This window comes from Ancalomicrobiaceae bacterium S20 (genome assembly GCA_040269895.1).
In the GTDB taxonomy this organism is placed as follows: Bacteria; Pseudomonadota; Alphaproteobacteria; order Rhizobiales; family Ancalomicrobiaceae; genus Methyloraptor; species Methyloraptor flagellatus.
Genome location: CP158568.1, coordinates 4,406,986 through 4,431,198, shown reverse-complemented (window position 1 = coordinate 4,431,198; position 24,213 = coordinate 4,406,986). Strand labels below are relative to the sequence as shown.

General features: G+C 70.0%; 23 protein-coding genes and 3 pseudogenes. 13 read left to right on the top strand and 13 right to left on the bottom strand.

Features of this window, described 5'->3' with window-relative positions; all coding sequences use genetic code 11:
• Positions 1 to 22: 22 nt before the first annotated feature.
• The 5 genes and pseudogenes from ABS361_20020 to cobJ all read left to right on the top strand — a co-directional run bounded on the left by ABS361_20020 (position 23) and on the right by cobJ (position 3,459).
• Positions 23 to 517 (top strand): hypothetical protein, encoded by a 495-nt coding sequence (locus ABS361_20020; GenBank protein ID XBY46963.1) that lies wholly within the window; start codon positions 23 to 25, stop codon positions 515 to 517.
• A 32-nt stretch (positions 518 to 549) separates the two neighbouring features.
• Complete coding sequence (locus ABS361_20015) at positions 550 to 1,056, top strand: hypothetical protein (GenBank protein ID XBY44283.1); 507 nt, start codon at positions 550 to 552, stop codon at positions 1,054 to 1,056.
• 99 nt (positions 1,057 to 1,155) lie between these two features.
• Positions 1,156 to 1,787, top strand: a pseudogene (locus ABS361_20010) (precorrin-8X methylmutase).
• Positions 1,784 to 2,596 (top strand): precorrin-2 C(20)-methyltransferase, encoded by an 813-nt coding sequence (locus tag ABS361_20005; protein ID XBY44282.1) that lies wholly within the window; start codon positions 1,784 to 1,786, stop codon positions 2,594 to 2,596. The pseudogene ABS361_20010 and the gene ABS361_20005 overlap by 4 nt, the downstream one beginning before the upstream one ends.
• Positions 2,597 to 2,622: 26 nt before the next feature.
• Positions 2,623 to 3,459 carry a precorrin-3B C(17)-methyltransferase gene (gene cobJ / locus ABS361_20000; GenBank protein ID XBY46962.1) on the top strand — a complete coding sequence of 279 codons (837 nt, stop codon included), beginning with the start codon at positions 2,623 to 2,625 and terminating at the stop codon, positions 3,457 to 3,459.
• Here the strand turns inward: cobJ and ABS361_19995 are convergent.
• Entirely contained in the window at positions 3,438 to 4,187 is a 750-nt protein-coding gene (locus ABS361_19995) for a cobalt-precorrin-6A reductase (GenBank protein ID XBY44281.1), read from the bottom strand. The two genes, cobJ and ABS361_19995, sit on opposite strands and share 22 nt — an antisense overlap.
• Positions 4,188 to 4,219: 32 nt before the next feature.
• Between ABS361_19995 and cbiE the strand changes: the two genes are divergently transcribed.
• The 3 genes and pseudogenes from cbiE to cobM all read left to right on the top strand — a co-directional run bounded on the left by cbiE (position 4,220) and on the right by cobM (position 6,737).
• A complete protein-coding gene (gene cbiE, locus ABS361_19990; protein ID XBY44280.1) occupies positions 4,220 to 5,500 on the top strand; it encodes a precorrin-6y C5,15-methyltransferase (decarboxylating) subunit CbiE in 1,281 nt (426 codons plus the stop codon).
• Positions 5,458 to 5,822, top strand: a pseudogene (locus ABS361_19985) (cobalamin biosynthesis protein). Before cbiE ends, ABS361_19985 begins: the two are co-directional and overlap by 43 nt.
• 112 nt (positions 5,823 to 5,934) lie before the next feature.
• Positions 5,935 to 6,737: pseudogene (gene cobM / locus ABS361_19980) on the top strand (precorrin-4 C(11)-methyltransferase).
• 32 nt (positions 6,738 to 6,769) lie between these two features.
• On the opposite strand, the gene ABS361_19975 reads toward cobM, so the two are convergent.
• Positions 6,770 to 7,879 carry a cobalt-precorrin-5B (C(1))-methyltransferase gene (locus tag ABS361_19975; GenBank protein ID XBY46961.1) on the bottom strand — a complete coding sequence of 370 codons (1,110 nt, stop codon included), beginning with the start codon at positions 7,877 to 7,879 and terminating at the stop codon, positions 6,770 to 6,772.
• 200 nt (positions 7,880 to 8,079) lie between these two features.
• Here ABS361_19975 and cobA point away from each other — a divergent pair, with 200 nt between their 5' ends.
• Entirely contained in the window at positions 8,080 to 8,874 is a 795-nt protein-coding gene (gene cobA, locus ABS361_19970) for a uroporphyrinogen-III C-methyltransferase (GenBank protein ID XBY46960.1), read from the top strand.
• A gap of 49 nt (positions 8,875 to 8,923) precedes the next feature.
• Positions 8,924 to 10,240, top strand: coding sequence for a cobyrinate a,c-diamide synthase (locus tag ABS361_19965; GenBank protein XBY44279.1), 1,317 nt, complete (start codon positions 8,924 to 8,926; stop codon positions 10,238 to 10,240).
• Positions 10,241 to 10,287: 47 nt separating this feature from the next.
• Here the strand turns inward: ABS361_19965 and ABS361_19960 are convergent, their stop codons facing one another.
• From ABS361_19960 to ABS361_19935, 6 genes are all read right to left on the bottom strand, one after another.
• Complete coding sequence (locus ABS361_19960; protein XBY44278.1) at positions 10,288 to 10,761, bottom strand: SRPBCC family protein; 474 nt, start codon at positions 10,759 to 10,761, stop codon at positions 10,288 to 10,290.
• The gene (locus ABS361_19955; protein XBY44277.1) at positions 10,758 to 11,075 is read right to left on the bottom strand and encodes a metalloregulator ArsR/SmtB family transcription factor; all 318 of its coding nucleotides are present in this window, start codon (positions 11,073 to 11,075) and stop codon (positions 10,758 to 10,760) included. The genes ABS361_19960 and ABS361_19955 overlap by 4 nt, the downstream gene beginning before the upstream one ends.
• Positions 11,076 to 11,174: 99 nt before the next feature.
• On the bottom strand, positions 11,175 to 13,073 hold the full coding sequence (locus ABS361_19950) for an ABC transporter ATP-binding protein (GenBank protein ID XBY44276.1): 1,899 nt from the start codon (positions 13,071 to 13,073) through the stop codon (positions 11,175 to 11,177).
• Positions 13,074 to 13,328: 255 nt separating this feature from the next.
• Positions 13,329 to 14,366 carry an aspartate-semialdehyde dehydrogenase gene (locus ABS361_19945; GenBank protein XBY44275.1) on the bottom strand — a complete coding sequence of 346 codons (1,038 nt, stop codon included), beginning with the start codon at positions 14,364 to 14,366 and terminating at the stop codon, positions 13,329 to 13,331.
• A 392-nt stretch (positions 14,367 to 14,758) separates the two neighbouring features.
• Positions 14,759 to 15,748 (bottom strand): TerC family protein, encoded by a 990-nt coding sequence (locus ABS361_19940; protein ID XBY44274.1) that lies wholly within the window; start codon positions 15,746 to 15,748, stop codon positions 14,759 to 14,761.
• 210 nt (positions 15,749 to 15,958) lie between these two features.
• A complete protein-coding gene (locus ABS361_19935; protein ID XBY44273.1) occupies positions 15,959 to 16,756 on the bottom strand; it encodes a phosphatase PAP2 family protein in 798 nt (265 codons plus the stop codon).
• A 107-nt stretch (positions 16,757 to 16,863) separates the two neighbouring features.
• Between ABS361_19935 and ABS361_19930 the strand changes: the two genes are divergently transcribed.
• Positions 16,864 to 17,502, top strand: coding sequence for a 2-hydroxychromene-2-carboxylate isomerase (locus ABS361_19930; protein XBY44272.1), 639 nt, complete (start codon positions 16,864 to 16,866; stop codon positions 17,500 to 17,502).
• Positions 17,502 to 18,143, top strand: a complete 642-nt coding sequence (locus ABS361_19925) for a LysE family translocator (GenBank protein ID XBY44271.1) — start codon at positions 17,502 to 17,504, stop codon at positions 18,141 to 18,143. Before ABS361_19930 ends, ABS361_19925 begins: the two co-directional genes overlap by 1 nt.
• 43 nt (positions 18,144 to 18,186) lie before the next feature.
• Here the strand turns inward: ABS361_19925 and ABS361_19920 are convergent, their stop codons facing one another.
• Entirely contained in the window at positions 18,187 to 18,840 is a 654-nt protein-coding gene (locus ABS361_19920; protein ID XBY44270.1) for a septation protein A, read from the bottom strand.
• 202 nt (positions 18,841 to 19,042) lie between these two features.
• Between ABS361_19920 and ABS361_19915 the strand changes: the two genes are divergently transcribed.
• A complete protein-coding gene (locus ABS361_19915; protein ID XBY44269.1) occupies positions 19,043 to 19,849 on the top strand; it encodes a hypothetical protein in 807 nt (268 codons plus the stop codon).
• 25 nt (positions 19,850 to 19,874) lie between these two features.
• Here the strand turns inward: ABS361_19915 and ABS361_19910 are convergent, their stop codons facing one another.
• The 4 genes from ABS361_19910 to ABS361_19895 all read right to left on the bottom strand — a co-directional run bounded on the left by ABS361_19910 (position 19,875) and on the right by ABS361_19895 (position 24,136).
• Entirely contained in the window at positions 19,875 to 20,612 is a 738-nt protein-coding gene (locus ABS361_19910; GenBank protein ID XBY44268.1) for a glycosyltransferase family 2 protein, read from the bottom strand.
• Positions 20,613 to 20,727: 115 nt separating this feature from the next.
• Positions 20,728 to 21,303: a hypothetical protein gene (locus ABS361_19905; GenBank protein ID XBY44267.1), complete on the bottom strand. Its 576-nt coding sequence runs from the start codon at positions 21,301 to 21,303 to the stop codon at positions 20,728 to 20,730.
• Between the two features lie 115 nt (positions 21,304 to 21,418).
• Complete coding sequence (locus ABS361_19900; GenBank protein XBY44266.1) at positions 21,419 to 23,017, bottom strand: ABC transporter substrate-binding protein; 1,599 nt, start codon at positions 23,015 to 23,017, stop codon at positions 21,419 to 21,421.
• 333 nt (positions 23,018 to 23,350) lie between these two features.
• Entirely contained in the window at positions 23,351 to 24,136 is a 786-nt protein-coding gene (locus tag ABS361_19895; protein XBY46959.1) for an SDR family oxidoreductase, read from the bottom strand.
• Between the last annotated feature and the right edge of the window lie 77 nt (positions 24,137 to 24,213).

The window sequence follows — 24,213 nt, the reverse complement described above, 5'->3', positions numbered from 1 at the left end:
TCCGAACTCGACGTCCTCGACGATCACCCCCGACACGGAGGCGATCCGCAACATCGTGGCCCCGCCCCTCGCCGGCCTCGACCGGACCGCGCCCACCGACGGCCGCGCCCTCGTCGCAGCGCTGGAGAGCCGGCTGCGTGCGGAGCGCGCGCTTTGGGCCCTGCCGGGCAAGTTCGGCTATGTCGTCGATGATGGCGGCGCGCTGTCGCTCGCCCACGCGACCGCCGACATCCGCTTCCAAGGCGTCATGACCGCGACCGGCCCCCGCCTTCTGGTCGAGATCGGCGGCACCGAGCCGGCTTCGGCCGTGGTGCTCGGCACGATCGCGCCCGAGGCCATCGCCGATGCGGCCGAAGCCATCGCGCGCGTGTTCCTCGACGAGCGCGCCGCAACCACCGACCGGCCGCGCCGGCTCGCCTCGATCCTGGCCCGGACCGGGACTGCGCCCTTTGCCGCGGCCGTTGCGCAGCTCGTCGAGCCCGCCCCCTGCTCGCCGACGATCGCCGCACTTCGCTGATCGGCATCGCCGAGATCGTCGGCGCCGGCAAGGTGATCGGCGCCGGCGCGCCGTTCGGCCGGCTGGACGCCGAACAGCTGGTCACGCTCGCCGATGTCGCCGACGTGTTCGGCAAGGGCGAACTGCGCCTGACACCCTGGCGGGCGGTGCTGGTGCCGCACGTTCGGCCGGAAGCGGCGGCGCAGGCGCTTGCCGGGCTCGACGCGGCCGGACTGATCGTCGCGGCCGACGATCCGCTGCTGGCGGTGGTGGCCTGTCCGGGCCGGCCGGCCTGCCGCTCGGCCTCGGTCGATGCGCGGACCAATGCCCGCGCGCTCGCCCCGCTCGCGCGTCGCCTGACCAATGACGGACTGGCCTTGCACGTGTCGGGCTGCGAGAAGGGCTGTGCGCGTCCTGGCGAGACCGCCGTGACGCTGGTCGGCCACGATGGACGCTATGATCTGGTCATCCGCGGCCGCGCGTGCGATGAGCCTGTCGCGCGCGGGCTCTCGCCGTCACAGGCCAAGGCCGCGCTTGCGGAACTGGCCGAAGCCGGCTGAACGATCCCGCGGGAAGAATCCCGCGCATGCTTCTGAGCGCGAAGACCCTTCGCGGCGCCCATTTTCCGGGGGCTCGGGCCCCCGGCACGACGGAACGAGATGGAACAGGGCTACGACTACATCCGCGACGGCGACGCCATCTACGGCCGCTCCTTCGCCATCATCCGCGCCGAAGCGGACCTCGCCCGCTTTCGCGGCATCGAGGAGCGTGTCGCCGTGCGCATCATCCATGCCTGCGGCATGGTCGAGGTCGCCGCCGACATCGACTTCGCGCCCGGTGCGGCCGAGGCCGCCGAGGCCGCGCTGAAGGCCGGCGCGCCGATCCTGTGCGACGCCAAGATGGTCGCCAACGGCGTGACGCGCACGCGCCTGCCGGCGGCGAACGATGTCGTCTGCACGCTCGACGATCCATCGGTGCCGGGCCTCGCCAAGGCGATCGGCAACACGCGCTCCGCCGCCGCCATGGAACTCTGGCGCGACCGGCTCCAGGGCTCCGTGGTGGCGATCGGCAACGCGCCGACCGCGCTGTTCCGGCTTCTCGAAATGATCGACGCCGGCGCCGGCCTGCCGGCCTGCGTGATCGGCATGCCGGTCGGCTTCGTCGGCGCGGCGGAATCAAAGGACGCGCTGGCGGCGCACGGAAAAATCCCTTCATCGTCGTGCGCGGCCGCAAGGGCGGCAGCGCCATGGCCGCGGCGGCCGTCAACGCGCTCGCGAGTGCCCGCGAATGAACGTGATCGACCCGCGCCTCGCTCCGGACCTGACCGGCGATCTGGCGGCCGGCAGCACCGACGCGACGGAGCCTGCGACCGTCGTCGCCGGCACGTTCCACGGCGTGGGCCTCGGGCCGGGCGACCCGGAACTGCTGACGGTCAAGGCGGTGCGCCGGATCGAGGCGGCACGGGTGATTGCCTATTTCGCCAAGCAAGGCCGGCGCGGCAACGCCCGCACCATCGTCGACGGCTGGATCCGCCCGGGCACCGAAGAGATGCCGCTCTACTACCCGGTCACGACCGAGATCCCCTTCGCCGACGGCGCCTATGTCGACGCGCTGGCGGGCTTCTATGCGACCGCAGCGGCCGCGATCGCCGCCCGGCTCGATCGCGGCGACGACGTCGTGCTGGTCTGCGAGGGCGACCCGCTGTTCTACGGCTCCTTCATGCACCTCTACGTGCGCCTGAAGGACCGCTACCGGGTCTCGATCTGCCCCGGCGTGACCGGCATGGCGGGCTGCTGGACCGCCGCCGGCGCGCCGATCACCTGGGGCGACGACGTCCTGACCGTCCTGCCCGGCACGATGGACGAGGCCGCGCTCGCCGAGGCCCTCGCCCGTACCGACGCGGCCGTGATCATGAAGCTCGGCACCAACTTCCCGAAGGTGCGCCGCGCGCTCGAAGCCTGCGGCCTGATCGACCGCGCGATCTACGTCGAACGCGGCACCATGGCGGGCGAGAAGGTCGTGCGGCTCGCCGACAAGGCGGATGACGAGGCACCGTATTTCTCCATCATCCTCGTCCCCGGCGAGGGCCGCCGGCCATGACGACCGCACAGAACCCGCGCCGGGACATGCCGGAAAACGAGCATCATTTGCCGGCTAATTGTCGGCTTGCCGTGGTCGGCCTCGGTCCCGGCCCGGCCGACTGGCTGACGCCGGAGGCCGCGCGCCTGATCGCGGAGGCGACCGACCTCGTCGGCTACATTCCCTATGTCGACCGTTGCCCCATCCGCGACGGCCAGATCCGCCATGCGAGCGACAACCGCGTGGAGGTCGACCGCGCCCGCCACGCGCTCGAACTCGCCGCGAGCGGGCGCAACGTCGCGGTGGTCTCGGGCGGCGATCCGGGCGTCTTCGCCATGGCCGCCGCCGTGCTCGAGGCGGTCGAGACCGGCGATCCGGCCTGGCGCGGGCTCGACATCGTGGTCAGTCCCGGCGTCAGCGCCATGCAGGCGGCGGCGAGCCGCCTCGGCGCGCCGCTCGGACACGACTTCTGCGCCATCTCGCTCTCCGACAACCTGAAACCCTGGTCGATCGTCGAGAAGCGGCTCCGCGCCGCGGCGGAGGCCGAATTCGTGATCGCGCTCTACAATCCGGCCTCGAAGGCGCGGCCGGAGCGGATCTTCGAAGCCTTCGCCGTGCTGCGGCGCCTGAAGCCGGCATCGACGCCGGTCGCCTTCGCCCGCGCGGTCGGCCGGCCGGACGAGCGCATCGTGCTGACGACGCTCGGCGCGGCCGATCCCGGCGTCGCCGACATGGCGACCTGCGTGATCATCGGCTCCTCCGAGACACGGCTGATCGAGCGCCCCGGCGCCCGACCCTGGATGCACTCACCGCGCACCTGGACCACCGCGCTCGCCGACGAGCCGACGGCATCCGCGTCCGCTCAGCCCGGAGACGGGCGATGAGCCTCGATGAAGGCCATGACGGCATCGAGCGCGTGCACGATCGGCACGTCGGGCCGCGCCGGCGGCCGCACGATTACGACCGGAAGGCCGAGCGCCCGCGCCGCGGCGATCTTGCCATAGGTCGCGGCGCCGCCGCTGTTCTTGGTGACGATCACCGCGACCGCCTCGCGCCGCATCAGCTCCGCCTCGGAGGCCTCGTCGAAGGGGCCGCGCTCGAGGATCACACGGTGGCGCGGCAGTTCGGCGAGCGGCCCCGGATCGTCGATGGTACGCACCAGATAATCGTGCTGCGGCGCGGCTGCGAAAGCGCCGAGCCCGAGTCGGCCGACCGTCAGCAGCACACGCTGCGGCGTCTCGCCGATCGCGCATGCGGCCGCGCCGAGATCGTCGACCTCGATCCAGCGATCGCCTGCGACCGGCGTCCAGGGCGCGCGCGTGTAGGCGACGAGCGGCGCTCGCGTCCGCGCCGCCGCCTCGGCTGCATTGCGCGAGATCTGCGCGGCGAACGGATGCGTGGCGTCGATCAACACGTCGATCCGCTCGTCGCGGAGGTAGTCGGCCAAGCCCTCGACACCGCCGAAACCGCCGATGCGCGTCGGGATCGGCTGCGCGGCCGGATCGGCCGTGCGGCCGGCGAGCGACAGCGTCGCGGCGATGTCCCGCCGCCCGGCGAGCGCCTGCGCCAGCCGGCTCGCCTCCGTCGTTCCGCCCAGAACCAAAACGCGCACGCCGTTCACTCCTTCGTCCCGGAGGCGTCGCCGTGACCGCTCCGGACACCGCCTTCGATCAGGCCGCCACTCTTCCGCGCTGGCTCGCCGTGATCGGCATCGGCGAGGACGGCGCGGCCGGTCTCTCTCCTGCCGCGCGAACGCTGATCGATCAAGCGGAACTCGTCGTCGGCGGTGCGCGCCATCTCGCGCTCGTCGACGGTCTCGGCACGGCCGAGCGCCTCGCCTGGCCCTCGCCGCTGACCGACGCCCTGCCGCTGATCGCCGCCCGCCGCGGCCGGCCGGTCGCGGTGCTCGCCTCGGGCGACCCGTTTCTCTACGGCGTCGGCGTGACGCTGACGTCCGTCATCGATCCCGCCGAGATGATCGCGCTGCCCGCGCCCTCGGCCTTCTCGCTCGCGGCCAACCGGCTCGGCTGGGCGGGGCAGGACGTCGTGCCGCTGTCGCTGCACGGCCGCAGCTTCGAGCGATTGTACCCGGCGCTGCAGCCGAAGGCGCGGCTGCTGATCCTGTCCTGGGACGGCACGACGCCGGCGCGCGTCGCCGCCGCGTTGACCGAGCGCGGCTTCGGCGGCTCGCGCCTGACCGTGCTCGAACGCCTCGGCGGCCCGCGCGAGCGGATCCGTACCGCGACCGCCGCGCATTTCGGCGCAGAACGCGGCACCGAACCGATCGACGGGCTCAACACCATCGCGGTCGAAGTCGTCGTCGGCGCGGATGCCCGCGTGCTGCCCCGCGCGCCGGGCCTGCCCGACGGCTGGTTCGCCTCCGAAGGCCAGATCACCAAACGCGAGATCCGCGCCGTGACACTGTCCGCGCTCGCGCCCCGCCGGGGCGAGCTGCTGTGGGACATTGGCGCCGGCTCCGGTTCGGTGTCGATCGAATGGATGCTGGCCGATCCCGCCAATCGCGCCATCGCGATCGAGCCGCGCGCCGACCGTCGCGGCCGCATCGCCACCAACGCCGTCACCCTCGGCGTGCCGGATCTCGACATTCGCGCCGGCCGCGCGCCCGAGATCCTCGCCGATCTGCCGCGCCCCGACGCAATCTTCGTCGGCGGAGGCGGCAGCGATCCGGCGCTCATCGATGCGGCGATCGCCGCGCTGCCCGCCGGCGGACGGCTGGTCGTCAGCGGCGTCACCATCGAGACGCAGGCCGAGCTGATGCGCCGCTATGGCGCGCTCGGCGGCGAGCTCGTCCAGCTCGCGGTCGCCCGCGCCGATGCGATTGGCGGCTTCCATGGCTTCCGGGCCGCGATGCCGGTGGTGCAATGGGCCTGGACCAAACCACATGCCCCGGAGGCGATCCGATGAGCGCACCACGCCGCATCATCGGGCGCGGAATGATCGCCATCGGCATCGGCTGCCGCTCGGGCGTCACCGGCGCGGCGATCGCCGATCTCGTCGCGAAGACGCTGACGGACAACGGCCTCGACGACGCACCGGCCGCGCTGTTTGCACCGGTCGAGAAACAGGGCGAGCCTGCGATCCCGGAAGCCGCCGGACGGCTCGGCCTCGCGCTCGTCTTTCTGCCCAAGGCCGCGTTGCAGGCCGCGAGCCCCGCTGCCGAGACGCGCTCGGGCGCGTCGTCGAACTGTTCGGTGTGCCCTCCGTCGCCGAGACCGCCGCGCTCGCCGGCGCGGGCCCCGGCGCGCGGCTGCTGGTCAAGCGCGTCACCGCCGGCGGCGTGACCTGCGCCGTCGCCGGCACCGGCCCTCTCCCGCCGCGCCCGAACCGGAGACCGCGTCATGACCGTGCATTTCATCGGCGCCGGACCGGGTGCCGCCGACCTGATCACCGTGCGCGGCCGCGACCTGATCGCCGCATCGCCGGTCTGCCTCTATGCCGGGTCGATCGTCTCGCCCGACCTGCTCGCGCATTGCCCGCCCGGCGCACGGATCGTCGACACCGCGCCGCTGTCGCTCGACGAGATCGAGGCCGAGTTCCTGCGCGCGCACGCCGCCGGCGAGGATGTCGCGCGCCTGCACTCGGGCGACCTGTCGGTCTGGAGCGCCATGGGCGAGCAGATCCGCCGGCTCGAACGGCACGGCATTCCCTATACCGTCACGCCCGGCGTGCCGTCCTTCGCCGCCGCCGCCGCCGCGTGCGGCGCGAGCTGACCTTGCCCGAGGTGGCGCAGTCGGTCGTGCTGACCCGCACCTCCGGCCGCGCCTCGGCCATGCCCGAGCGCGAAACGCTGACCGCCTTCGCCGCCACCGGCGCGACATTGGCGATCCACCTGTCGATCCACGTGCTCGACAAGGTCGTCGCCGATCTGGTGCCGCATTATGGCGCCGACTGCCCGGCCGCGGTCGTCTATCGCGCGACCTGGGCCGACGAACGCATCGTCACCGGCACGCTCGGCTCGATCGCCAGGCAAGTGGCCGAAAGCCCGATCGAGCGCACCGCGCTGATCCTGGTTGGCCCGGCGATCGGCGGCGAACTGGCGCGCGAGAGCGCGCTCTACGATGCCGGCTATCAGCGCCGGTTCCGCGGCCGAGACAGCCGCGCCGGCTCCGACGAGCCGCCGGCCGGAGGCGCGGCGGCATGAGCCCCGAGCTTCAGCCTTCGGACCTCCCGTCTTCAGACCGGCCGGAACGGCGTCGCCGCGACGAGCCCGCCCTGGCGATCGAACACGGCGACTTCGAGCGCGATATCGGCGCCCTTGAGCGCCGCCGCGGCGGTCGTCCAGGCGGCCTCGGCGACGCGCTGTCCGACGTCGATGCCGGCTGCGCGCGTGACTTCCAAGACGTCGAGCGCGCTGTTCGCAGCTCTCGTGCGTGCGACGAGCACCGCATCGCCGCCGGCCCGCGCAACCACATCGGCCAGGAAATCGAGATCGACCGCGCCGCGCTTGGAATGCAGGTCGAGCAGGCCCTGCGCGAGCTTGACCATCTTGGCGAAGCCGCCGGCGATCGACACCTTCGCGACCGGGTTCCGCGCCAGATACTTGAGCATGCCGCCGGCAAAGTCGCCCATGTCGATGAGCTGCACCTCCTCGAGCCCGTGGCGGGCCGCGATCGCAGCCTCCGAGGTCGAGCCGGTCGAACCGGCGACGTGGGCCAGCCCCATGGCGCGTGCGACGTCGATGCCGCGATGGATCGAGTGGATCCAGGCCGCGCAGGAATAGGGCACGACGATGCCGGTCGTCCCCAGCACCGACAGACCGCCGAGGATGCCGAGGCGCGGGTTGAGCGTCTTCTCGGCGATCTTGTCGCCACCGGGGATCGAGATCTCGACCTCGACATCGCCGCTGGCGCCGAAGGCGGCGACAACCTCGGCGATCGCCTGGGCGATCATGCGGCGCGGCACCGGATTGATCGCCGGCTCGCCCGGCGGGATCGGCAGCCCCGGCCGCGTCACCGTGCCGACGCCCGGCCCGGCGCGGAACACGACGCCGCGACCGGCCTCGCCCGGCCGCACGGTCGCCAGCACCAGCGCGCCGTGGGTGACATCCGGATCGTCGCCGGCATCCTTGACGATGCCCGCCCGCGCGAAACCCTCGCCGAGTTCTTGGGTCGCGAGCGCAAAAGCCGGCCGCTCGCCGCCCGGCAGGGCGACCGGCACGGGATCGGGAAACTGGCCGGTGACCAGCGCCTCATAGGCCGCGCGCGCCGCGCCGGTCGCACAGGTGCCGGTGGTCCAGCCGCGACGCAACGGTCCGGGCGGGATTTCCTCGGCCGGCGTCCCCATATCGATGGAACCGGTGTCCGTTGCGAGCCGCGCCGCGCCATCCGGCGCGGGCGTGGCGCCGGCCTGGGACAATACGTCGGTCTCGTTGGAGTGGGACGGGCCATTGGCTGTCATGGCAGAAGTCAGTATCCGATCCGTGGCCCGCGGCAAAGCCGGCGTGATGGGGCGGATGCCGTGAAGGAGATTTCGACGTGGTCGCATTGAACGCCATCACCGACCGGTTCGGCGCCTTCGAACCCGGCACGGTCTGGCTCGTCGGCGCCGGACCGGGCGATCCGGGCCTGCTGACGCTGCTTGCGGTGCATGCGCTGCAGACGGCTGATGTCATCGTTTACGACGCACTCGTCTCCGACGACGTGCTGGCGCTCGCGCGGCCCGAGGCGATCCGCGAATTCGCGGGCAAGCGGGGCGGCAAGCCGAGCCCGAAGCAGCGCGACATCACCGAACGGCTGATCGAGCTCGCCCGCGCCGGCCATCGCGTGCTCAGGCTGAAGGGCGGCGACCCGTTCGTGTTCGGTCGCGGCGGCGAGGAGGCGCTCGGTCTCGTCGCGGCGCATGTGCCGTTCAAGGTCGTGCCGGGCATCACCGCCGGCCTCGGCGGGCTTGCGGCGGCGGGCATTCCGGCGACCACCCGCGACACCAACCAGGCCGTCATCCTGATGACCGGCCATTGCGCCACCGACGGCTCCGACGGCATCGACTGGGCCGCCTATGCGCGGACCGGCGCACCGCTGATCCTCTACATGGCCATGTCGAACCTGCCGAAGATCGCGCCGGCGCTGATCGCGGCCGGCACGGCGCCGGATACGCCGGTTGCGATCGTCGTGCGCGCCTCGACCGAGGCGCAGCGCACGCTGGTGACGACGCTCGCGACCGCCCATGACGACGCGATCGCCGCCGGCTTCGAGGCACCGGCGATCATCGCGATCGGCGCCATTGCCGGGCTCAAGGCCGCGCTCGTCGGCGCCGGCCTCGACGCGCGGGCGCTGCCGTGACCGGCGCCCCTTGCCCGATGCCGCCGCGGGGAGCGCCCCGCCCGGCCTGTTGATCGCCGCCGTGAAGTCCGGCTCGGGCAAGACCACGCTGACGCTCGGCCTGATGCGGGCGCTCGCCCGTTCGGGCGTGCGCGTCGCCGGCGCCAAATGCGGACCCGATTACATCGATCCGGCCTTCCATGCCGCGGCCTGCGGCCGGCCGAGCCTCAACCTCGACACCTGGTCGATGCCGCCGGAGATGGTCGCCTATAACGCCGGCCTCGTTGCCGACGGCGCCGAACTGGTGATCGCCGAGGGCCTGATGGGCCTGTTCGACGGCGTGCCGGCCGCGCCGGGCCGGACCGGCTCCTCCGTCGATGTCGCGGCCGCCGCTGGCTGGCCGGTGCTGCTCGTCCATGATGTCGGCGGCCAGAGCCAGTCGGCCGCCGCGATCGTCGCGGGCGTGAAGTCTTACGATCCGCGCATGCGCCTCGCCGGTGTGGTGCTGAACCGCGTCGGCTCGAGCCGTCATGAACGGCTGGTGCGCCAGGCGGTCGAGGCGCTCGGCGTGCCGGTGCTCGGTTCGATCCCGCGCTCGGAGGCGATCCGCCTGCCCGAGCGCCACCTCGGCCTCGTCCAGGCGGCCGAGACCGCCGAACTCGGCGCCATTCTCGATGCTATGGCCGATCATGTCGCGGCCCATTGCGACATCGCCGGCATTCGCGCCGTCGCGGCCCCCGGCACCGCACCCGGCCAGGCGAGCGACGCGGCGGCGATCCCGCCGCCGGGCGGTCGCATAGCGATCGCGCGCGATGCGGCCTTCACTTTCCTCTATCCACATCTCGCGCTCGGCTGGCGCGCCGCCGGCGCCGAGTTGCGGTTCTTCTCGCCGCTCGCCGACGAACCGCCGCCGGCCGATTGCGACGTCTGTTGGCTACCCGGTGGCTATCCGGAATTGCACGCCGGCACGCTCGCCGAGGCTCATGCGTTCAAGGCCGGCCTCACGGCCTTCGCGGCGACCAGGCCGGTGCATGGCGAGTGCGGCGGCTACATGGTGCTCGGCGAGACGCTGGAAGCCGCCGACGGCGTCACCTATCCGATGACCGGCCTGCTCGGCCTCAGGACCAGCTTCGCCAAGCGCCGCATGACACTCGGCTATCGCGCAGTGGAGCTCCTCGCCGAGGCGCCGACCGGCCCGGCCGGCACGCGCCTGCGCGGCCACGAATTCCACTACGCGACCATTCTCGCGCGCGGCGACGACATGCCTCTCGCCAGCGTCACCGACGCCTACGGATCGGAGCCGAAGCCCGACGGCAGCCGGCGCGGTACCGTCACCGGCACCTTCTTCCACGCCATCGCCCGCGATCCCGCCCACGACCACGGCTGAGCCGGCGCGCGCGGGCGACATGCTCGGTTCTCGGACCCGATCCTCGCTCAGGCCGCGGCGGCTTCGGCATAGAGATCGAGGATCATCGGCCAGCCACCGTCGCCGCCGATCATGCCGCGCACCTGCTCGGCCGCCTCGCCGAAACGCTCCAGATCGCGATGCTCGAAGGCGACCGCCGTGGTGCCGTCCGCCTGCGCGGTGAAGCGGATCTCGACCTCGGTCACGAGGCTCGGATCGTACTGGAACCGCGCATCGATCTGCCAGGCGAGCACCAGCCGGCCCGGTGGCTCCCAGGCCAGCACCTTGCCCCAGGTCTCCTCGGTGCCGTCGGCACCCTTGCCGTACCAGCGGCCGCCGACGCCCGGCTCGACCACGACATCGACCAGCTCGTCGACTGTCGTCTTGTGCGAGCGCGGCCACCAGCGGCCGATGCCGGCGGTGAACACGTCGAAGGCGCGCGCGGGCGTCGCCTTGACGGTGAAGTTTCGGATGACCGGCGCCGGTCGGATCGCGATCGTCATGATGTTGAACTCCCCTCTCGTTCGACCTCGGCCACGAAGGCCTCCAGGGCGTCACCCCACATCCGATCGAGCCAGGCCCGGATCGCGCCGAGCCCATGCGGATCGATCGAATAGACGCGGCGGGTTCCCTCGGCGCGGTCGGTGACGAGACCCGCGTCCTTCAGAACCTTCAGATGCTGCGAGACCGCCGGCCGGCTGACCGGCATGCCCTTGGCGATGTCGCCGACCGACCTCGGCCCCGGCCGCAAGCGCTCGAACACGGCCCGGCGGGTCGGATCGGCGAGAGCGGCAAGGGCGTTGTTTATGTCAGCCATGACTGACCGTTAGTGATTGCTTACAGAGAAGTCAAGCAAAAAGGGCCGGCACCCGCACGGATGCCGGCCCTCGCGTTTCTCGCTTCGCTCGCAAACCGGTCAGGCGACCGGCACCGCCGTTCCGCGCTCCGGTTCGGCCGCGGCATCGGCATCCGCCGGCTCCTCTTCGAGAAACCCGCCCGACTGCCGGTTCCACAGCCGCGCATAATGGCCGCGGAGCGCCAGCAGCTCCTGGTGCGAGCCCTGCTCGACGATCACGCCGCGTTCGAGAATCACCAGCCGGTCCATGCGCGCGATCGTCGACAGCCGGTGCGCGATCGCGATCACGGTCTTGCCGTGCATGAGCTCGTCGAGGCTCTCCTGGATCGCCGCCTCGACCTCGCTATCGAGCGCGCTGGTCGCCTCGTCGAGCACGAGGATCGGCGCGTTCTTGAGGATCACGCGGGCGATGGCGATGCGCTGGCGCTGGCCGCCCGAGAGTTTGACGCCCCGCTCGCCGACATGCGCCTCGTAGCCGGTGCGGCCGCGCCAGTCCTCGAGCCCGAGGATGAACTCGTGGGCATGGGCGAGTTTCGCCGCCGCGATCACCTCGTCCAGACTGGCGCCCGGCCGGCCATAGGCGATGTTGTCGAAGATCGACCGGTGCAGCAGCGAGGTGTCCTGGGTCACGACCGAGATCACGCCGCGCAGGCTGTCCTGCGTGGCGCCGGCGATGTCCTGGCCGTCGATCAGGATGCGGCCGCCCTCGAGGTCGTAGAACCTGAGCATCAGGTTCACCAGCGTCGACTTGCCCGCCCCGGAGCGGCCGACGAGGCCGATCTTCTCGCCCGGCCGGATGTCGAGGGTCAGTCCCTCGATCACGCTGCGCGTGCGGCCGTAGTGGAACGAAATGTCGTCGAAGCGGATCGCCCCCTTGGTGACCGCGATCGGCTTCGCGTCCGACCGATCGCTGAGCCCGTGCGGCTTGGCGATCGTCTCCATGCCCTCGTTGACGGTGCCGAACTGCTCGAAGATGCCGCTGACCTCGTAGGCGACGCGCGCCGAGGTGCTGGAGAGCTGCAAGGTCATCGGCAGCACGGTCGCGACCGTATCGACGCCGATCGCGCCATGCTGCCAGAGCAGCACGGCAACGGCGCCGGTGCCGGCGACCAGGAGGCCGATCAGCACGGTCAGGCCGACCGACATGCCGGTAAACCAGCGCATCTGGTCGTGCATGCGCGCGGTGTGCAGATCGAACTGCTCGCGGACATAGGCGTCCTCGGTCTCCGGTCGCGCGAACAGCTTCACGGTCATGATGTTCGTGTAGCTGTCGACGATCCGGCCGACGAGGCCGGAGCGGGCGAAGGAGATCGCCTTCGAGGCCTCGCGCAGCCGCGGCACGACATAGGCGAGGAAGGCGACGTAGCTCGCCATCCAGATCAGCATCGGCACGAGCAGCCAGCCGCTGGCGCGCCCCATCACGGTCGCGCTGGCGATGCCGAGCGCGGCGAGATACCAGACGACCGAGACGAGCGACACCGCGCTCTGGCGCACCGCGAAGCCGGTCTCCATGACGCGGCTGCCGATCCGGCCGGCGAAGTCGTTCTGGAAGAACGCCATGTTCTGCCGGATCACGTGCCAATGGCTCTGCCAGCGCACCAGATTGGTCACGCCCGGGCTGATCGCCTGGTGCTGCAGCAGGTTCTGGAGCAGCACGACGATCGGCTTCACGATCAGCACGATCGCCATCATTGCCGCCAGCGCCCAGCCGGCACGGCTCATCAGCTCTTCGCGCGGCGTATCGGCGACGATGGTGACGACGCGCCCCATGAACACCGGGATCGCCGCGTCGATCGCAGCCAACGTCGCGCCGGTCACAAACAGGCAAAGGAACAGGCCCTTGGCCTGGCTCAGAAAGAACCAGTAGAAGGCGCCGAGCCCAGGCGGCGGCGCGCCGGGCGCGCCCCTTTCGGTCGGCCGGACGAGGGTCTCGAAGAAGCGGAACAGCGGGGTCAACATGGGCCGATCCTCCGGGTTCCCGGGCGTCGATCGGATATCGACACGCCGCGGCTTCCGGGGGCCGGCATCATGACGCGATTTCCGCGCCCGTCACCACCCCGACCATGTCCCGGGGCCGGCGAAATAGCTGCCGATCGTGACACACTCGTGATCGGGCCCGCGCAGATTCCGACGATCAGCTCTGCATGACGCCGCTAAAAAGCAATCGGCGCCCCGGAGGGCGCCGACGAAGTGCTGTCGAGTCGGAGACGAACCTCAGGCCGCCTTGGCGGCCTTCGGCTGGATCAGCTTGCGGTTGACCAGCACCTCGGCGATCTGCACGGCGTTGAGCGCCGCGCCCTTGCGCAGGTTGTCCGAGACGATCCACATCGCGATGCCGTTCTCGACGGTCGCATCCTCGCGGATGCGGCTGATGTAGGTCGCGTCCTCGCCGGCCGCCTCATAGGGCGTGATGTAGCCGCCGGGTTCGCGCTTGTCGATCACCAGGCAACCCGGCGCCTCGCGCAGGATGTCGCGCGCTTCATCGGCCGTGACCGGCTTTTCGAACTCGATGTTGACGGCTTCCGAGTGGGCGATGAACACCGGCACGCGCACGCAGGTCGCGGTCAGCTTGATCTTCGGGTCGAGAATCTTCTTCGTCTCGGCCATCATCTTCCACTCTTCCTTCGTAAACCCGTCCTCCATGAACACGTCGATCTGGGGGATCAGGTTGAAGGCGATCCGCTTCGGGAACTTCTTCGGCTCGATCGGATCGGTGACGAAGACGGCGCGGGTCTGCGAGAACAGCTCGTCCATGGCGTCCTTGCCGGCGCCGGAGACCGACTGGTAGGTCGACACGACGACGCGCTGGATGCCGAAGGCGTCATGCAGCGGCTTCAGCGCCACCACGAGCTGCGCGGTCGAGCAGTTCGGGTTGGCGATGATGTTCTTCTTGGTGAAGCCGGCGACGGCGTCGGCGTTCACCTCCGGCACGACGAGCGGAACGTCGGGGTCCATGCGCCAGGACGAGGAGTTGTCGATCACGACGCAGCCCTGCGCGCCGATCTTCGGGCTCCATTCCTTGGAGACCGCGCCGCCCGCCGACATGAGGCAGATGTCCGTGTCGGAGAAGTCGTAATGCTCGAGGACCTTGGTCTTCAGCGTCTTGTCGCCGAAGGAGACCTCCGTCCCGATCGAGCGCGACGAAGCGAGCGCCACGACCTCATCGGCCGGAAAGCCGCGTTCGGCGAGAATGTCGAGCATTTCCCGGCCCACGTTGCCCGTGGCGCCGACGACAGCGACCTTGTAACCCATTGTGAAGTCCTCGGTTCCTGATCCTCGGCCTCGGTTCGCGAGGCCTTCCCGCTCCTCGCGGACCCGGATCGACCATGAACTGGGATCGGGGTCCGCCGCTGCCCTCGTGACCCGCCGGGAGAGGACAGCGCGGGGTCGAGAGCGATCGTCAGCCGGCGACTTTCGTCGCCGTCGTCGTGGTCGTCGTGGTTTTTTTGCTGGCCTTCAGGACGAGGGCCGAAACCGACGCGGTCATGACTGACGAGTTCCCGATCGCGGCACGTGCCGCATGGATCGTCGAAAAGCCCTAGATGTTGCAGGAAGTCAAGGGCGCCGCGCAGCTTTCGCGCGCGGCGCCCTCGTGGTCGTTTCTCAAACTGCGGCCCCGTTTCAGGGGCCGCGACGATGCGGCCTCAGTTCCGCGCGAGGTCGAGCCGCGTGCGGCGGATCGAGTAGAGTACGCCGCCGCCGATCAGGCCGGCCGTGACCAAGAGCGAGAACCACGGCGGGATCTTGGTGAGCCCCAGCATGTCGGCCGCGAAGATCTTCGTGCCGATGAACACCAGCACCAGCGCCAGCGCATATTTGAGGTACTGGAACCGCGCGACCATGGCGGCGAGTGCGAAGTAGAGCGCGCGCAGGCCGAGGATCGCCATGATGTTGGCGGTGTAGACGACGAAGGTGTCGCGGGTGATCGCGAAGATCGCCGGCACCGAGTCGACCGCGAAGACGATGTCGGCGACGTTGATCACGATCAGCGCCAGGAACAACGGCGTCGCGAAGGTCAGGAACCGCCCGGTCTTCGGATCGCGCGCCCGGACGAAGAAGCGCTCGCCGTGCAGTTCGGGCGTCACGCGGAACAGCCGCTTGGCGGCCCGCACGATCGGATTCTTCGCCATGTCCGGTTCGGCCTCGTGGCCGAACAGCATCTTGACGCCGGTCGCGATCAGGAACGCGCCGAAGACGTACATCACCCAGGCGAAGTTCTGCACCAGCGCCGCGCCGATGCCGATCATCAGGCCGCGCAGCACGATGACGCCGACGATGCCCCAGAGCAGGGCCCGGTACTGGTAGCGCGGCGGGATCGCGAAATAGCTGAAGATCAACGAGATGACGAAGACATTGTCGATCGACAGGCTCTTCTCGATGAAGAAGCCGGTGAAATACTCCATGCCGCGATCGGCACCCATCGCCACCCAGATGCCGACGCCGAACAGGAGGCCGAAGCCGATGTAGAACGCGGAGAGCTTCAGGCTCTCCGAGACGCTCATCTCGCTATCGTCCTTGTGCAGGATGCCGAGGTCGAAGGCGAGCAGTCCGCCGACCAGACCGAGGAACAGGAGCCAGGCCCAGACCGGCTTGCCGAGCCAGTCGGCGGCGAACATCAACAGGAAATCGTCCATCGGGCATCCCGGAAACGCGCGCGCCGCCGGTTCTGGCCGGCGCGCGAGGGCGGGCGTTCCTCACGCCCCGAGACAAGCGGCCGGAACACGTCTACGTGAAACACCGGATCGATTGTCAGCTTCACGTAAGCTTGAAAATGCCGTGCGCAAGGGTCGCGCCGGTCGCCGTCCGCGATTTTGTCGAGAACAAGGCTTGTGGACGGGCGTCGACTAGGCAGGCTGGCGCAGCAGGCGCCGGATCGGCCGACCCCAGGCCGCAAACAGGGTGTCGAGCCGCGGGTCGCCCTCCCGGCCGATGCCGACGATGATCAGGCGATGGAACACCACGATCACCACGAGATCGAGCGACCAGGCCAGCATCACGTCGGAAAGGAAATGGCCGCCGAAAATCATCCGGTTCACCGAGATGATCAGCGCCCACATCAGCGCGGCGGCGATCGCCTCCAGGCGCCAGATCCGCGGCACCACCAGCGCGACCGCCAGCATCCAGAACGAGCTCGACGCCTCGCCGGAGACGAAGGAGCAGTTCGAGACGCAGCTCCCGCCCGGCACCCAGGCGCGCATGAAGGCGTCGGTCCCGCCGAACACCTCGATCTCGATCGGCCGCGGCCGACCCCAGTATTCCTTGAGGAACGCGTTGACGAGCAGGCCCGGCCCGACCGCCAGCGTCGCGGCCAGGAACAGGAGCGCGCGCGAGGAGATCCAGGCGACCTGCCGTGGCGCGATCAGCTTGCCGACGAAGCCGAGCAGGATCAGCGCTACCGCGATCCGGGTCTGCGCCAGACCGAGGAAGCGCAGCGCCTTCAGGATCGGATCCTGGACGCCCGGAAAGCCGCCGTTCGGCCCGGTGAACATGGAAGCGACCGCGAGGTCGACCGCCGGCAGGCTCAAGAACAGGAGCGAAAGCACGACCAGCACGGCCAGCGAGGCGACGAGCGGCCGTTCGAGGGCGCGCGCCGACAGGCGCGACAGTCGGCCGGCTTCGGTCGCGGGTCGGGATCCCGTCATGCACTCTCCCACTGATCCTCCTGCTCCTGTAGCGTGAGACGGCACGTTCGAAAAGACGCCGCGGCGGCATGTGCCGCCTCGTGACGGTGCGGCAGGGAGGCCCCCGGATGGCAAGTGTCGACTTCTGGTACGAATTCGCCTCGACCTATTCCTATCTGGCCGCCGAGCGGATCGAAACGGTGGCGGCCGAGGCCGGCGTCACCGTGCGCTGGCGGCCGTTCCTGCTCGGCCCGATCTTCGCCGCCCAGGGCTGGACCTCCTCGCCGTTCAATCTCTATCCCGCCAAGGGCGCCAACATGTGGCGCGACCTCGAACGGATCGCCGCCGGCATGGGCCTGCCGTTCGGCCGACCGGACCCGTTCCCGCAGAACGGACTGCTCGCCGCGCGGCTCGCCCTGATCGGCGCCGACGAGGGCTGGATCGCGCCGTTCTCGCGCGCCGTGTTCCGGCTCGAATTCGCCGCCGGCCGGGATATCTCCGATCAGGACGAACTGGTCGAGGTGCTGGCCGCGCTCGGGCTCGACGGCGTGGCGCTGGTCGACCGCGCCAATGCCGACAAGGACGTGAAGGCCCGCCTGCGCGCCGAGACCGAGGCCGCCGCCGCCGCCGGCCTCTATGGAGCGCCGAGCTTCGTCACCGAGGACGGCGAGCTGTTCTGGGGCAACGACCGGCTCGAACAGGCGATCGACTGGGCGCGGAACGGTCGGTTGACCACCTCCGTCGCCGCCCCGGAGACCCGTCCGTGATGCTCGCCGTGCCCCAGCTCGCCACGCTCGCCACCTATTCCGGCGCGGCGCTGCTCTTGATCCTGACGCCCGGGCCGGACATGGCGCTGTTCCTGTCCCGCACGATCGGGGTCGGCCGCGCCGCGGGCTTCGCCGCCATGGCCGGCGTCATGGTCGGGCTTCTGGTCCACACCCTGCTCGCTACGCTCGGCCTCTCCGCCCTTGTCGCCGCCTCGCCGACCGCCTTCGGCCTGCTGCGGATCGTCGGAGCGGCCTATCTCTTGTGGCTCGCCTGGGGCGCCTGGCGCAACGGCTCCGGTTTCGATCCGCGGGGCCCCGCCGGCGATGCGGCTCCGGGCGTGGCACGGGCCTTCGCGACCGGCGTCGCGATGAATGTCGCCAATCCGAAGATCGTATTGTTCTTCCTGACGTTCCTGCCGCAGTTCGTCGACCCGGCGAGCCCTGAGGCGGCGGCCGAGATCGCGTTCCTCGGCGTCTGGTACGTGGTGCTTTCGGTGCCGATCTGCTCGATCATCATTCTCGGCGCCGCGCGCGTCGCCGACACGATCACCGCCTCGCCCCGGATCCGCCGCGCGCTCGACCGCACCACCGCGGCGGTGTTCGCGCTGTTCGCGGTCAAGCTGGCACTGTCACGGGCCTGAGCGGAACGCCGGCCCTTGCCCACGAAAGCGGCGTGGCGACGGATCAGATCCCGTCGCCCGCGCCCGTGCCGGCGGCGCCGTCCTCCTCCTCGAGCGAGTGCCGCAGGATCAGCGGCACCTGTGCGGCCGCGAAGACGAGCGTCAGCGGCATGATGCCGAAGACCTTGAACGTGACCCAGAAATCCGTCGAGAAATTGCGCCAGACGACCTCGTTCAGCACCGCGAGCGCGAGAAAGAACAGGCCCCAGCGGAAGGTCAGGATGCGCCAGCCGCGTTCGTCGAGCTGGAACACCGCATCGAAGACGATGCCGAGCAGCGACCGGCCGAAGACGAGCCCGCCGAGCAGCACGACGCCGAACAGCGTGTTCACGATGGTCGGCTTCAGCTTGATGAACAGCTCGTCGTGTAGCACGAGCGTCAACGTGCCGAACACCAGCACGACCACGCCGGAGACCAGCGGCATGATCGGCAGCCGCCGCGTGCGCCAGTAGGAGACGCCGAGCGCGACCAGCGTCGCGATCATGAAGGCCGCCGTCGCGGTGAAGATGCCGCCGTTCTTGCCGACATAGGCGTTGACGCCGAAGAACACGGCGAGCGGTCCCAGTTCGAACACGAGCTTCAGGAGCGGATCGTCCTTGCGGGCCTCGGGCGGCCTGATCTCGGGCGGCCTGGTCTCGGAACTGGTCGACAGGGTCATGCTTCAGCTTCGGCTCGTGGTTCTTCGGCTCTGGGGACCGACGGTCCCATGCCTCGGCTCGAGGCGCCGCCGCGCCCTCGCCCCCTCTACATAGGGGATCGGAACCGAACCGTCGATGAATGGCACGGTTCCGTGATCGGAGCGTCGACCTTACCATCGCCACACCGATTCGCGACGACGCGACAAGGAGCACCCGGTGCTGGTGGAAATCGCTGAGTGGCTGCTGACGCCCGCGAGCCTCGACGTCCGCCGGCTCGGCTATCTGACCGCGGCGATCTCGTTGCGCGCCCGTGCCGCCCGCTGCCGCGGCGACTGGGCCGCGCACGAGGCGCAGTGCCATGCGATCGTCGCGGCCGCCGTCGCGGGGCTGGCGAGCCGGCGCACCTGCATCGTGCTCGGCTCCGGCCTGATGCGCGACGTGCCGCTGCCGCTGCTCGCCCGCAGTTTCGAGCGGGTGGTACTGGTCGACATCGTACACCTCTGGCCAATCCGGTTGAAGGCGCTCGCCCACCGCAACGTCGAACTGGTCTCGCTCGACCTGACCGGCTCGACCGATCTGCTCCTGAAGCGTGCGCCCGGCCTGTCGGATCCGTTTCTGCGCCTGCTCGACATCGGTGATACCGACCTCGTCGTCTCGGCGAACTGCCTGTCGCAGCTACCGATCGGTCCCGCGGTCATTGCCGAGCGCCGGCACCGCAGCTATGCCGGCCGCGTGCCCGATCTCGAACGCCGGATCGTGCAGAACCATCTTGCCGGCCTTCGGCGGTTCCCCTGCCGCGTCTGCCTGCTGACCGACACCGTCTCGATCACCATCGGCCCGGACGGCACCGTCACCGACCGCCACGATCTGCTCGCCGGCGTGACCCTGCCCGAGCCGGACGCCCACTGGAGCTGGACGCTCGCGCCGGCCCGCGAGACCGGCACCGGCGAGACCATCGTGCACGAGGCGCGCGGCTACATCGACTTCGGTGCCCGGGAACGATCGCGCGGCGCCCGGACAGCGCCCTGACCGGCACGCACAGGCTCGGTCGATGTCATTCGACCGCCGCCTCCTGCTCGCGCGCCACATCCTCGTGGTTCTTCAGGACCAGTCCGGACAGACCGTTCTTGGCCGCGAACCGGGCGAGATCGGCCCGCCGCAATGCCGTATTGCCATGGCCCGAGGTGTTGTCGGACCGGACCGAGATGCACACGCCCGTCCCCCCGGTCGCGACCGCCGGCAGGCCGTGCCGGAGCACGCGCAGATACCAGTCCCAATCCCAATAGATCGGCAGCGTGTCGTCGAAACGCCCGATCTCGGCATGCAGCCGCGCCGGATAGGCGATGCCCGAGGCGAGCAGCGTGTTGTCGCGGCTCGCACTGTCGAGCGTCATCGCCGCCTGGAACGGCAGCGATCCGGTCGAGGCCCGCGCCTCGGTCTCCTGCACGAGACGCCCCGAGGCGTGGGCGAGACAGGGCTGCGCCGCAATGGTCGCCACGATCCGGGCGAGGTGATCGGTCTCCTCCCACCAGTCGTCGTCGTCGAGCCAGGCGACGATGTCGCCGCGTGCGGCGCCGATCGCCATGTTGCGCGCCGCGACCTGCCCGGCGCCGCCGGAAATCAAGGTTTCGATCCGCGCATCGCCGAGCCCGCGCGCAGCGGCTGCCCCTGCGCCGTCGCCGTCGTCGACGACGAGGATCTGGACGTCGCGCACGGTCTGCGCCGCGATCGAGGCGAGCGCGCGCAGCAAATGGCCGGGACGATTGCGGGTCGGAACGGTGATCGAGATCATGCCCGAACTTACCCGCGGACCATGCCGACCGGATCACCCGGCCGATCGCATGCCTCGGGGTTTCGGTCCGCCTGTGGCGAAAATGCCGAGGACGAGGCTCGACCCGCCACGGCCGTCAGCGCTGCTCGGGCGGCGTGCCGGCCGGCCCGCACTTGTGAGCGATCGCCTCGTCGGCGGCGATCTTGTCCGCGATCGCATAGGCGTCGCGGCCCTTCTTGATCTCGACGAAGGCGAAGATGCAGGTGGTCGCGCGATTGTCGCCGAGCCGCGCGACGCCGAGCGTGGTGCGCTTGTGATCGGGCTGATCCGGGTCGTTCCAGATGAAGCGGAAGATCGCCGCATCGGGCCAGCCGGCAGCCGCTTTCGGCCCCTTCCACTCGATCCGGCCGACCACGGTGCCGAAACCGGTCAGCCACAGGAACCCGTCATTGTCCTTGACCGGAACGCGCGAGAACTCGATGCCCTGGTGCTCGCTGGCATCGTTCAGATAGACGCCCCACTCGCCGAGCCCGCGGCAGCGCGAGATCGCGGGAACTTGGTCCTTCTTCGCCAACGGCTTGCCATCGGCATCCTGTTCGAGCCAGCCGACGACCTGGCAGTCGGCCTTGCCGACCCCGGTGATGGTCTGGGCTGCAGCCGGGATCATGCCGGCGGAGAGGAACACGGCCGCTGCGACGAACGGTCGGATCATCGACACTGCCTCCAAGGTGGGCGGGTGGACCAGTGACCTATGGATACACGGTAAAAATGAACAGGACGCGGATGCCCATCCGCGTCCTGCTTAGATAGGGACCCGCCCGAAGATCTCAATCGACGCCGATCGTGGTCAGATCCTGGAACCAGTGCTGCGCCTGGACGAATTTCTTCACCTTCGGCGACAGCGCATGCGGGTTCGTGTCGTGCACGACCCAGACCAGCACGGCGTCGTCGACCACGAGCTGATGCGCCTCGGCGAGCAGCTTGTCCTGCTCGGCGACGTCGAAGCTCCGCTTCGCCTTGTCGATCAGCGCATCGACCTTGGGGTTCATGTAGTAGCCCCAGTTCACGCCCGTCGGCGCGATCTGGTTCGAATGGAAGAAGCGCACCAGCGCGTAGAGCGGGTCGGAGGTGACATAGGCGACGTTTTCCGCCGTAATCCCGTTGTTCATCTCGTCCTTCGCGCCGCGCCGCCAGTGCGTGTAGAGCACCTCGAGTTCGACGACCTTGAACGAGATGTCGATGCCGATCTCGCGCAGCGACTGCTGGATGAACTCGTTGATCGGCAGCGACGCCATCTGGCCGGTGCCGCCCTGGGCGATGACGAAGGTGGTCTTCAGCGGCTTCTCGGGCGAGTAGCCGGCCTCCGCGACCAGCTTCTTCGCCGCCGCGAGATCGTACTTCACCTCGAAGCTCGGCTTGCCGAACCACGGGCTCGACGGGTCGACCTGCCCCTTGGCCGGCGCCGCGAGCCCGCCCATCAGATCGACCACCGCCGCACGGTCGATGGCGAGGTTCAGCGCCTTGCGCAGCCGGATGTCGGTCCAGGGCGAGCCGGGCAGCTGGCTCAGGTGATAGTTCCAGACGTGCGGCGTCACGTTGGTGACGATCTTCATGCCCGCCGCCTTCAGCTGCGGCACGGCATCGCTCGCCGGCGTCTCGATCAGGTCGACCTGGCCCGACAGAAGCGCGTTGGTGCGGGACAGGATGTCCGGGATCGGCAGCAGAACGAGGCGGTCGACCTTCGGGATCCGCTTCGGGTCCCAATAGGCCGTGTTCTTGACCAGCTCGGCCTTCTCGCGCGGCTTGAACACGTCGAGCTTGAACGGCCCGGTGCCGGACGGCGCGGCGGCGAACTTGTCCCAATCCTTGCCGAGCTTCTCGTATTGCGCCGGGCTCGACACCAGGAACCACAGCATCTGATAGGGGAAGAAGCTGTCGACCTCCTTGGTGACGATCTCGACCGTGTAGTCATCGATCTTGGACCAGCTCTTCACCGAGGGCAGCCGCGGCTTCACCTGCGCGGACTGACGCTTGTCGAACTGTGGCGCCTTGTCGTCGAGCACCTTGTCGAGATTCCAGACCACCGCGTCGGCGTTGAAATCGCTGCCGTCGTGGAACTTCACACCCTTGCGCAGCGTGAAGCGCCAGTGCGTCGGATCTGCGGGATCGGGCTTCCATTCGGTCGCGAGTCCCGGCACCAGTTTGCCCGGCCGGTCGGCGACGTCCATCTCCCAGGCGACCAGCGGATCGTAGAGCGTGTAGCCGGTGAACTGGTAGGCGCCGGCGCCGCGGTCCGGCTGGCCGGTGGTGAGCGGGATGTCCGACATCGAAATGCCGTAGCGGACCACCGATTCCGCCGCCGCCGGGGCGGCGAGCGCGGCGGTCGTGGCGAAGGCGGCTGCAAGAGCAACGAACCAGCGTCGCATGGCGTGATTTCCTCGATCGACAGGGAAGGGCCGAAGCCCCGACCGCGCCGGCCGACCGGCCAGAGGCGGACGCGCCTAAGCGCGCAGAGGGCGAGAAAGATCAGCAAGCCATATGCCATGCCGGCCGACGCGGCCGGGCCGGGCCGACAGCGGCGCACGGCCCACGACCGCCACCCGCCGCCCCGCCCACGAAGGCAGCGGACTGCCCGGCGACTAGGCGGCGAAGTGCCTGAACGGCCAAGGAATTGAGCGCCGGAAACAATGCAGGCGGGCGGCCGCTCCGGCCACCCGCCCGTACCGATGGACGTCCTTGCCTGAATTCCGCGCCCGCGCTCAGCGATTGCGCGCCTTGCGCAGCGTCGGCAGGCCGATGCCGGTCGCCTCGAAGCCGCCGTCGACCGAGATCATCTGCCCGGTGACGTAAGTGGCGCGATCCGAGCACAGGAACACGATCATGTCGGCGAGTTCCTCCTCGAGGCCGTACCGGCCGAGCGGGATCGTGTCATGATAATCGGCACGGATCTCCGGCGTGTGCACGGCCTTGGCCATCGCGGTGTCGACCGGACCGGGTGCGACCGCGTTGACGCGGATGCCGTAGCCGGCGAGTTCGACCGCGAACTGCTTGGTCAGATGCGCGAGCCCGGCCTTGCTGGTGCCGTAGGCCACCCGCAGCGTCGAAGCGCGCAGGCTCGAGATCGAGGTGATGTTGACGATCGCGCCGCCGCCGGTCTCGGCCATCACGGGCGCGGCCGCCTGCGTCATCAGGAACGGCCCGGTCAGATTGACGTCCATGATGCGCTGCCAGTCGGCGAGTGCGGTCTCGAGCACCGGCTTGAAGATCGCGACGCCGGCATTGTTGACCAGCGCGTCGAGCCGGCCGAAGCGCGCGGTGACCGCCTCGATCGCGCCGGCGACCGCCGCCGGTACCGAGACGTCGCCGACGATCGCCAGCGTCCGCTCCGGCTCGGCCAGCGCCGCGACCGCCGCGGTGAGCGTCTCGCCATTGATGTCGAACATCGCGACCGACCACCCCTCGGCCAGAAACCGCCGCGTCGCCGCAAGTCCGATCCCGCGCGCCGCGCCCGTCACCAGCGCGACCTTGCGCGCGCCCGGCTCCATATCCCCGCCCGTTTCCTGGCCCATGTGTCTCCTCCGGTCGTTCTTGATTGGACGAAACGCGCGATGACCGCGCGCCC

Coding starts and splice junctions, on each gene's coding strand:
- ABS361_20005 (XBY44282.1), top strand. CDS start 1,784: ATGAACGTGATCGACCCGCGCCTCGCTCCGGACCTGACCGGCGATCTG.
- cobJ (XBY46962.1), top strand. CDS start 2,623: ATGCCGGAAAACGAGCATCATTTGCCGGCTAATTGTCGGCTTGCCGTG.
- ABS361_19975 (XBY46961.1), bottom strand. CDS start 7,879: ATGGGGACGCCGGCCGAGGAAATCCCGCCCGGACCGTTGCGTCGCGGC.
- ABS361_19960 (XBY44278.1), bottom strand. CDS start 10,761: ATGACGATCGCGATCCGACCGGCGCCGGTCATCCGAAACTTCACCGTC.
- ABS361_19955 (XBY44277.1), bottom strand. CDS start 11,075: ATGGCTGACATAAACAACGCCCTTGCCGCTCTCGCCGATCCGACCCGC.
- ABS361_19950 (XBY44276.1), bottom strand. CDS start 13,073: ATGTTGACCCCGCTGTTCCGCTTCTTCGAGACCCTCGTCCGGCCGACC.
- ABS361_19945 (XBY44275.1), bottom strand. CDS start 14,366: ATGGGTTACAAGGTCGCTGTCGTCGGCGCCACGGGCAACGTGGGCCGG.
- ABS361_19940 (XBY44274.1), bottom strand. CDS start 15,748: ATGGACGATTTCCTGTTGATGTTCGCCGCCGACTGGCTCGGCAAGCCG.
- ABS361_19935 (XBY44273.1), bottom strand. CDS start 16,756: ATGACGGGATCCCGACCCGCGACCGAAGCCGGCCGACTGTCGCGCCTG.
- ABS361_19930 (XBY44272.1), top strand. CDS start 16,864: ATGGCAAGTGTCGACTTCTGGTACGAATTCGCCTCGACCTATTCCTAT.
- ABS361_19925 (XBY44271.1), top strand. CDS start 17,502: ATGCTCGCCGTGCCCCAGCTCGCCACGCTCGCCACCTATTCCGGCGCG.
- ABS361_19920 (XBY44270.1), bottom strand. CDS start 18,840: ATGACCCTGTCGACCAGTTCCGAGACCAGGCCGCCCGAGATCAGGCCG.
- ABS361_19910 (XBY44268.1), bottom strand. CDS start 20,612: ATGATCTCGATCACCGTTCCGACCCGCAATCGTCCCGGCCATTTGCTG.
- ABS361_19905 (XBY44267.1), bottom strand. CDS start 21,303: ATGATCCGACCGTTCGTCGCAGCGGCCGTGTTCCTCTCCGCCGGCATG.
- ABS361_19900 (XBY44266.1), bottom strand. CDS start 23,017: ATGCGACGCTGGTTCGTTGCTCTTGCAGCCGCCTTCGCCACGACCGCC.
- ABS361_19895 (XBY46959.1), bottom strand. CDS start 24,136: ATGGAGCCGGGCGCGCGCAAGGTCGCGCTGGTGACGGGCGCGGCGCGC.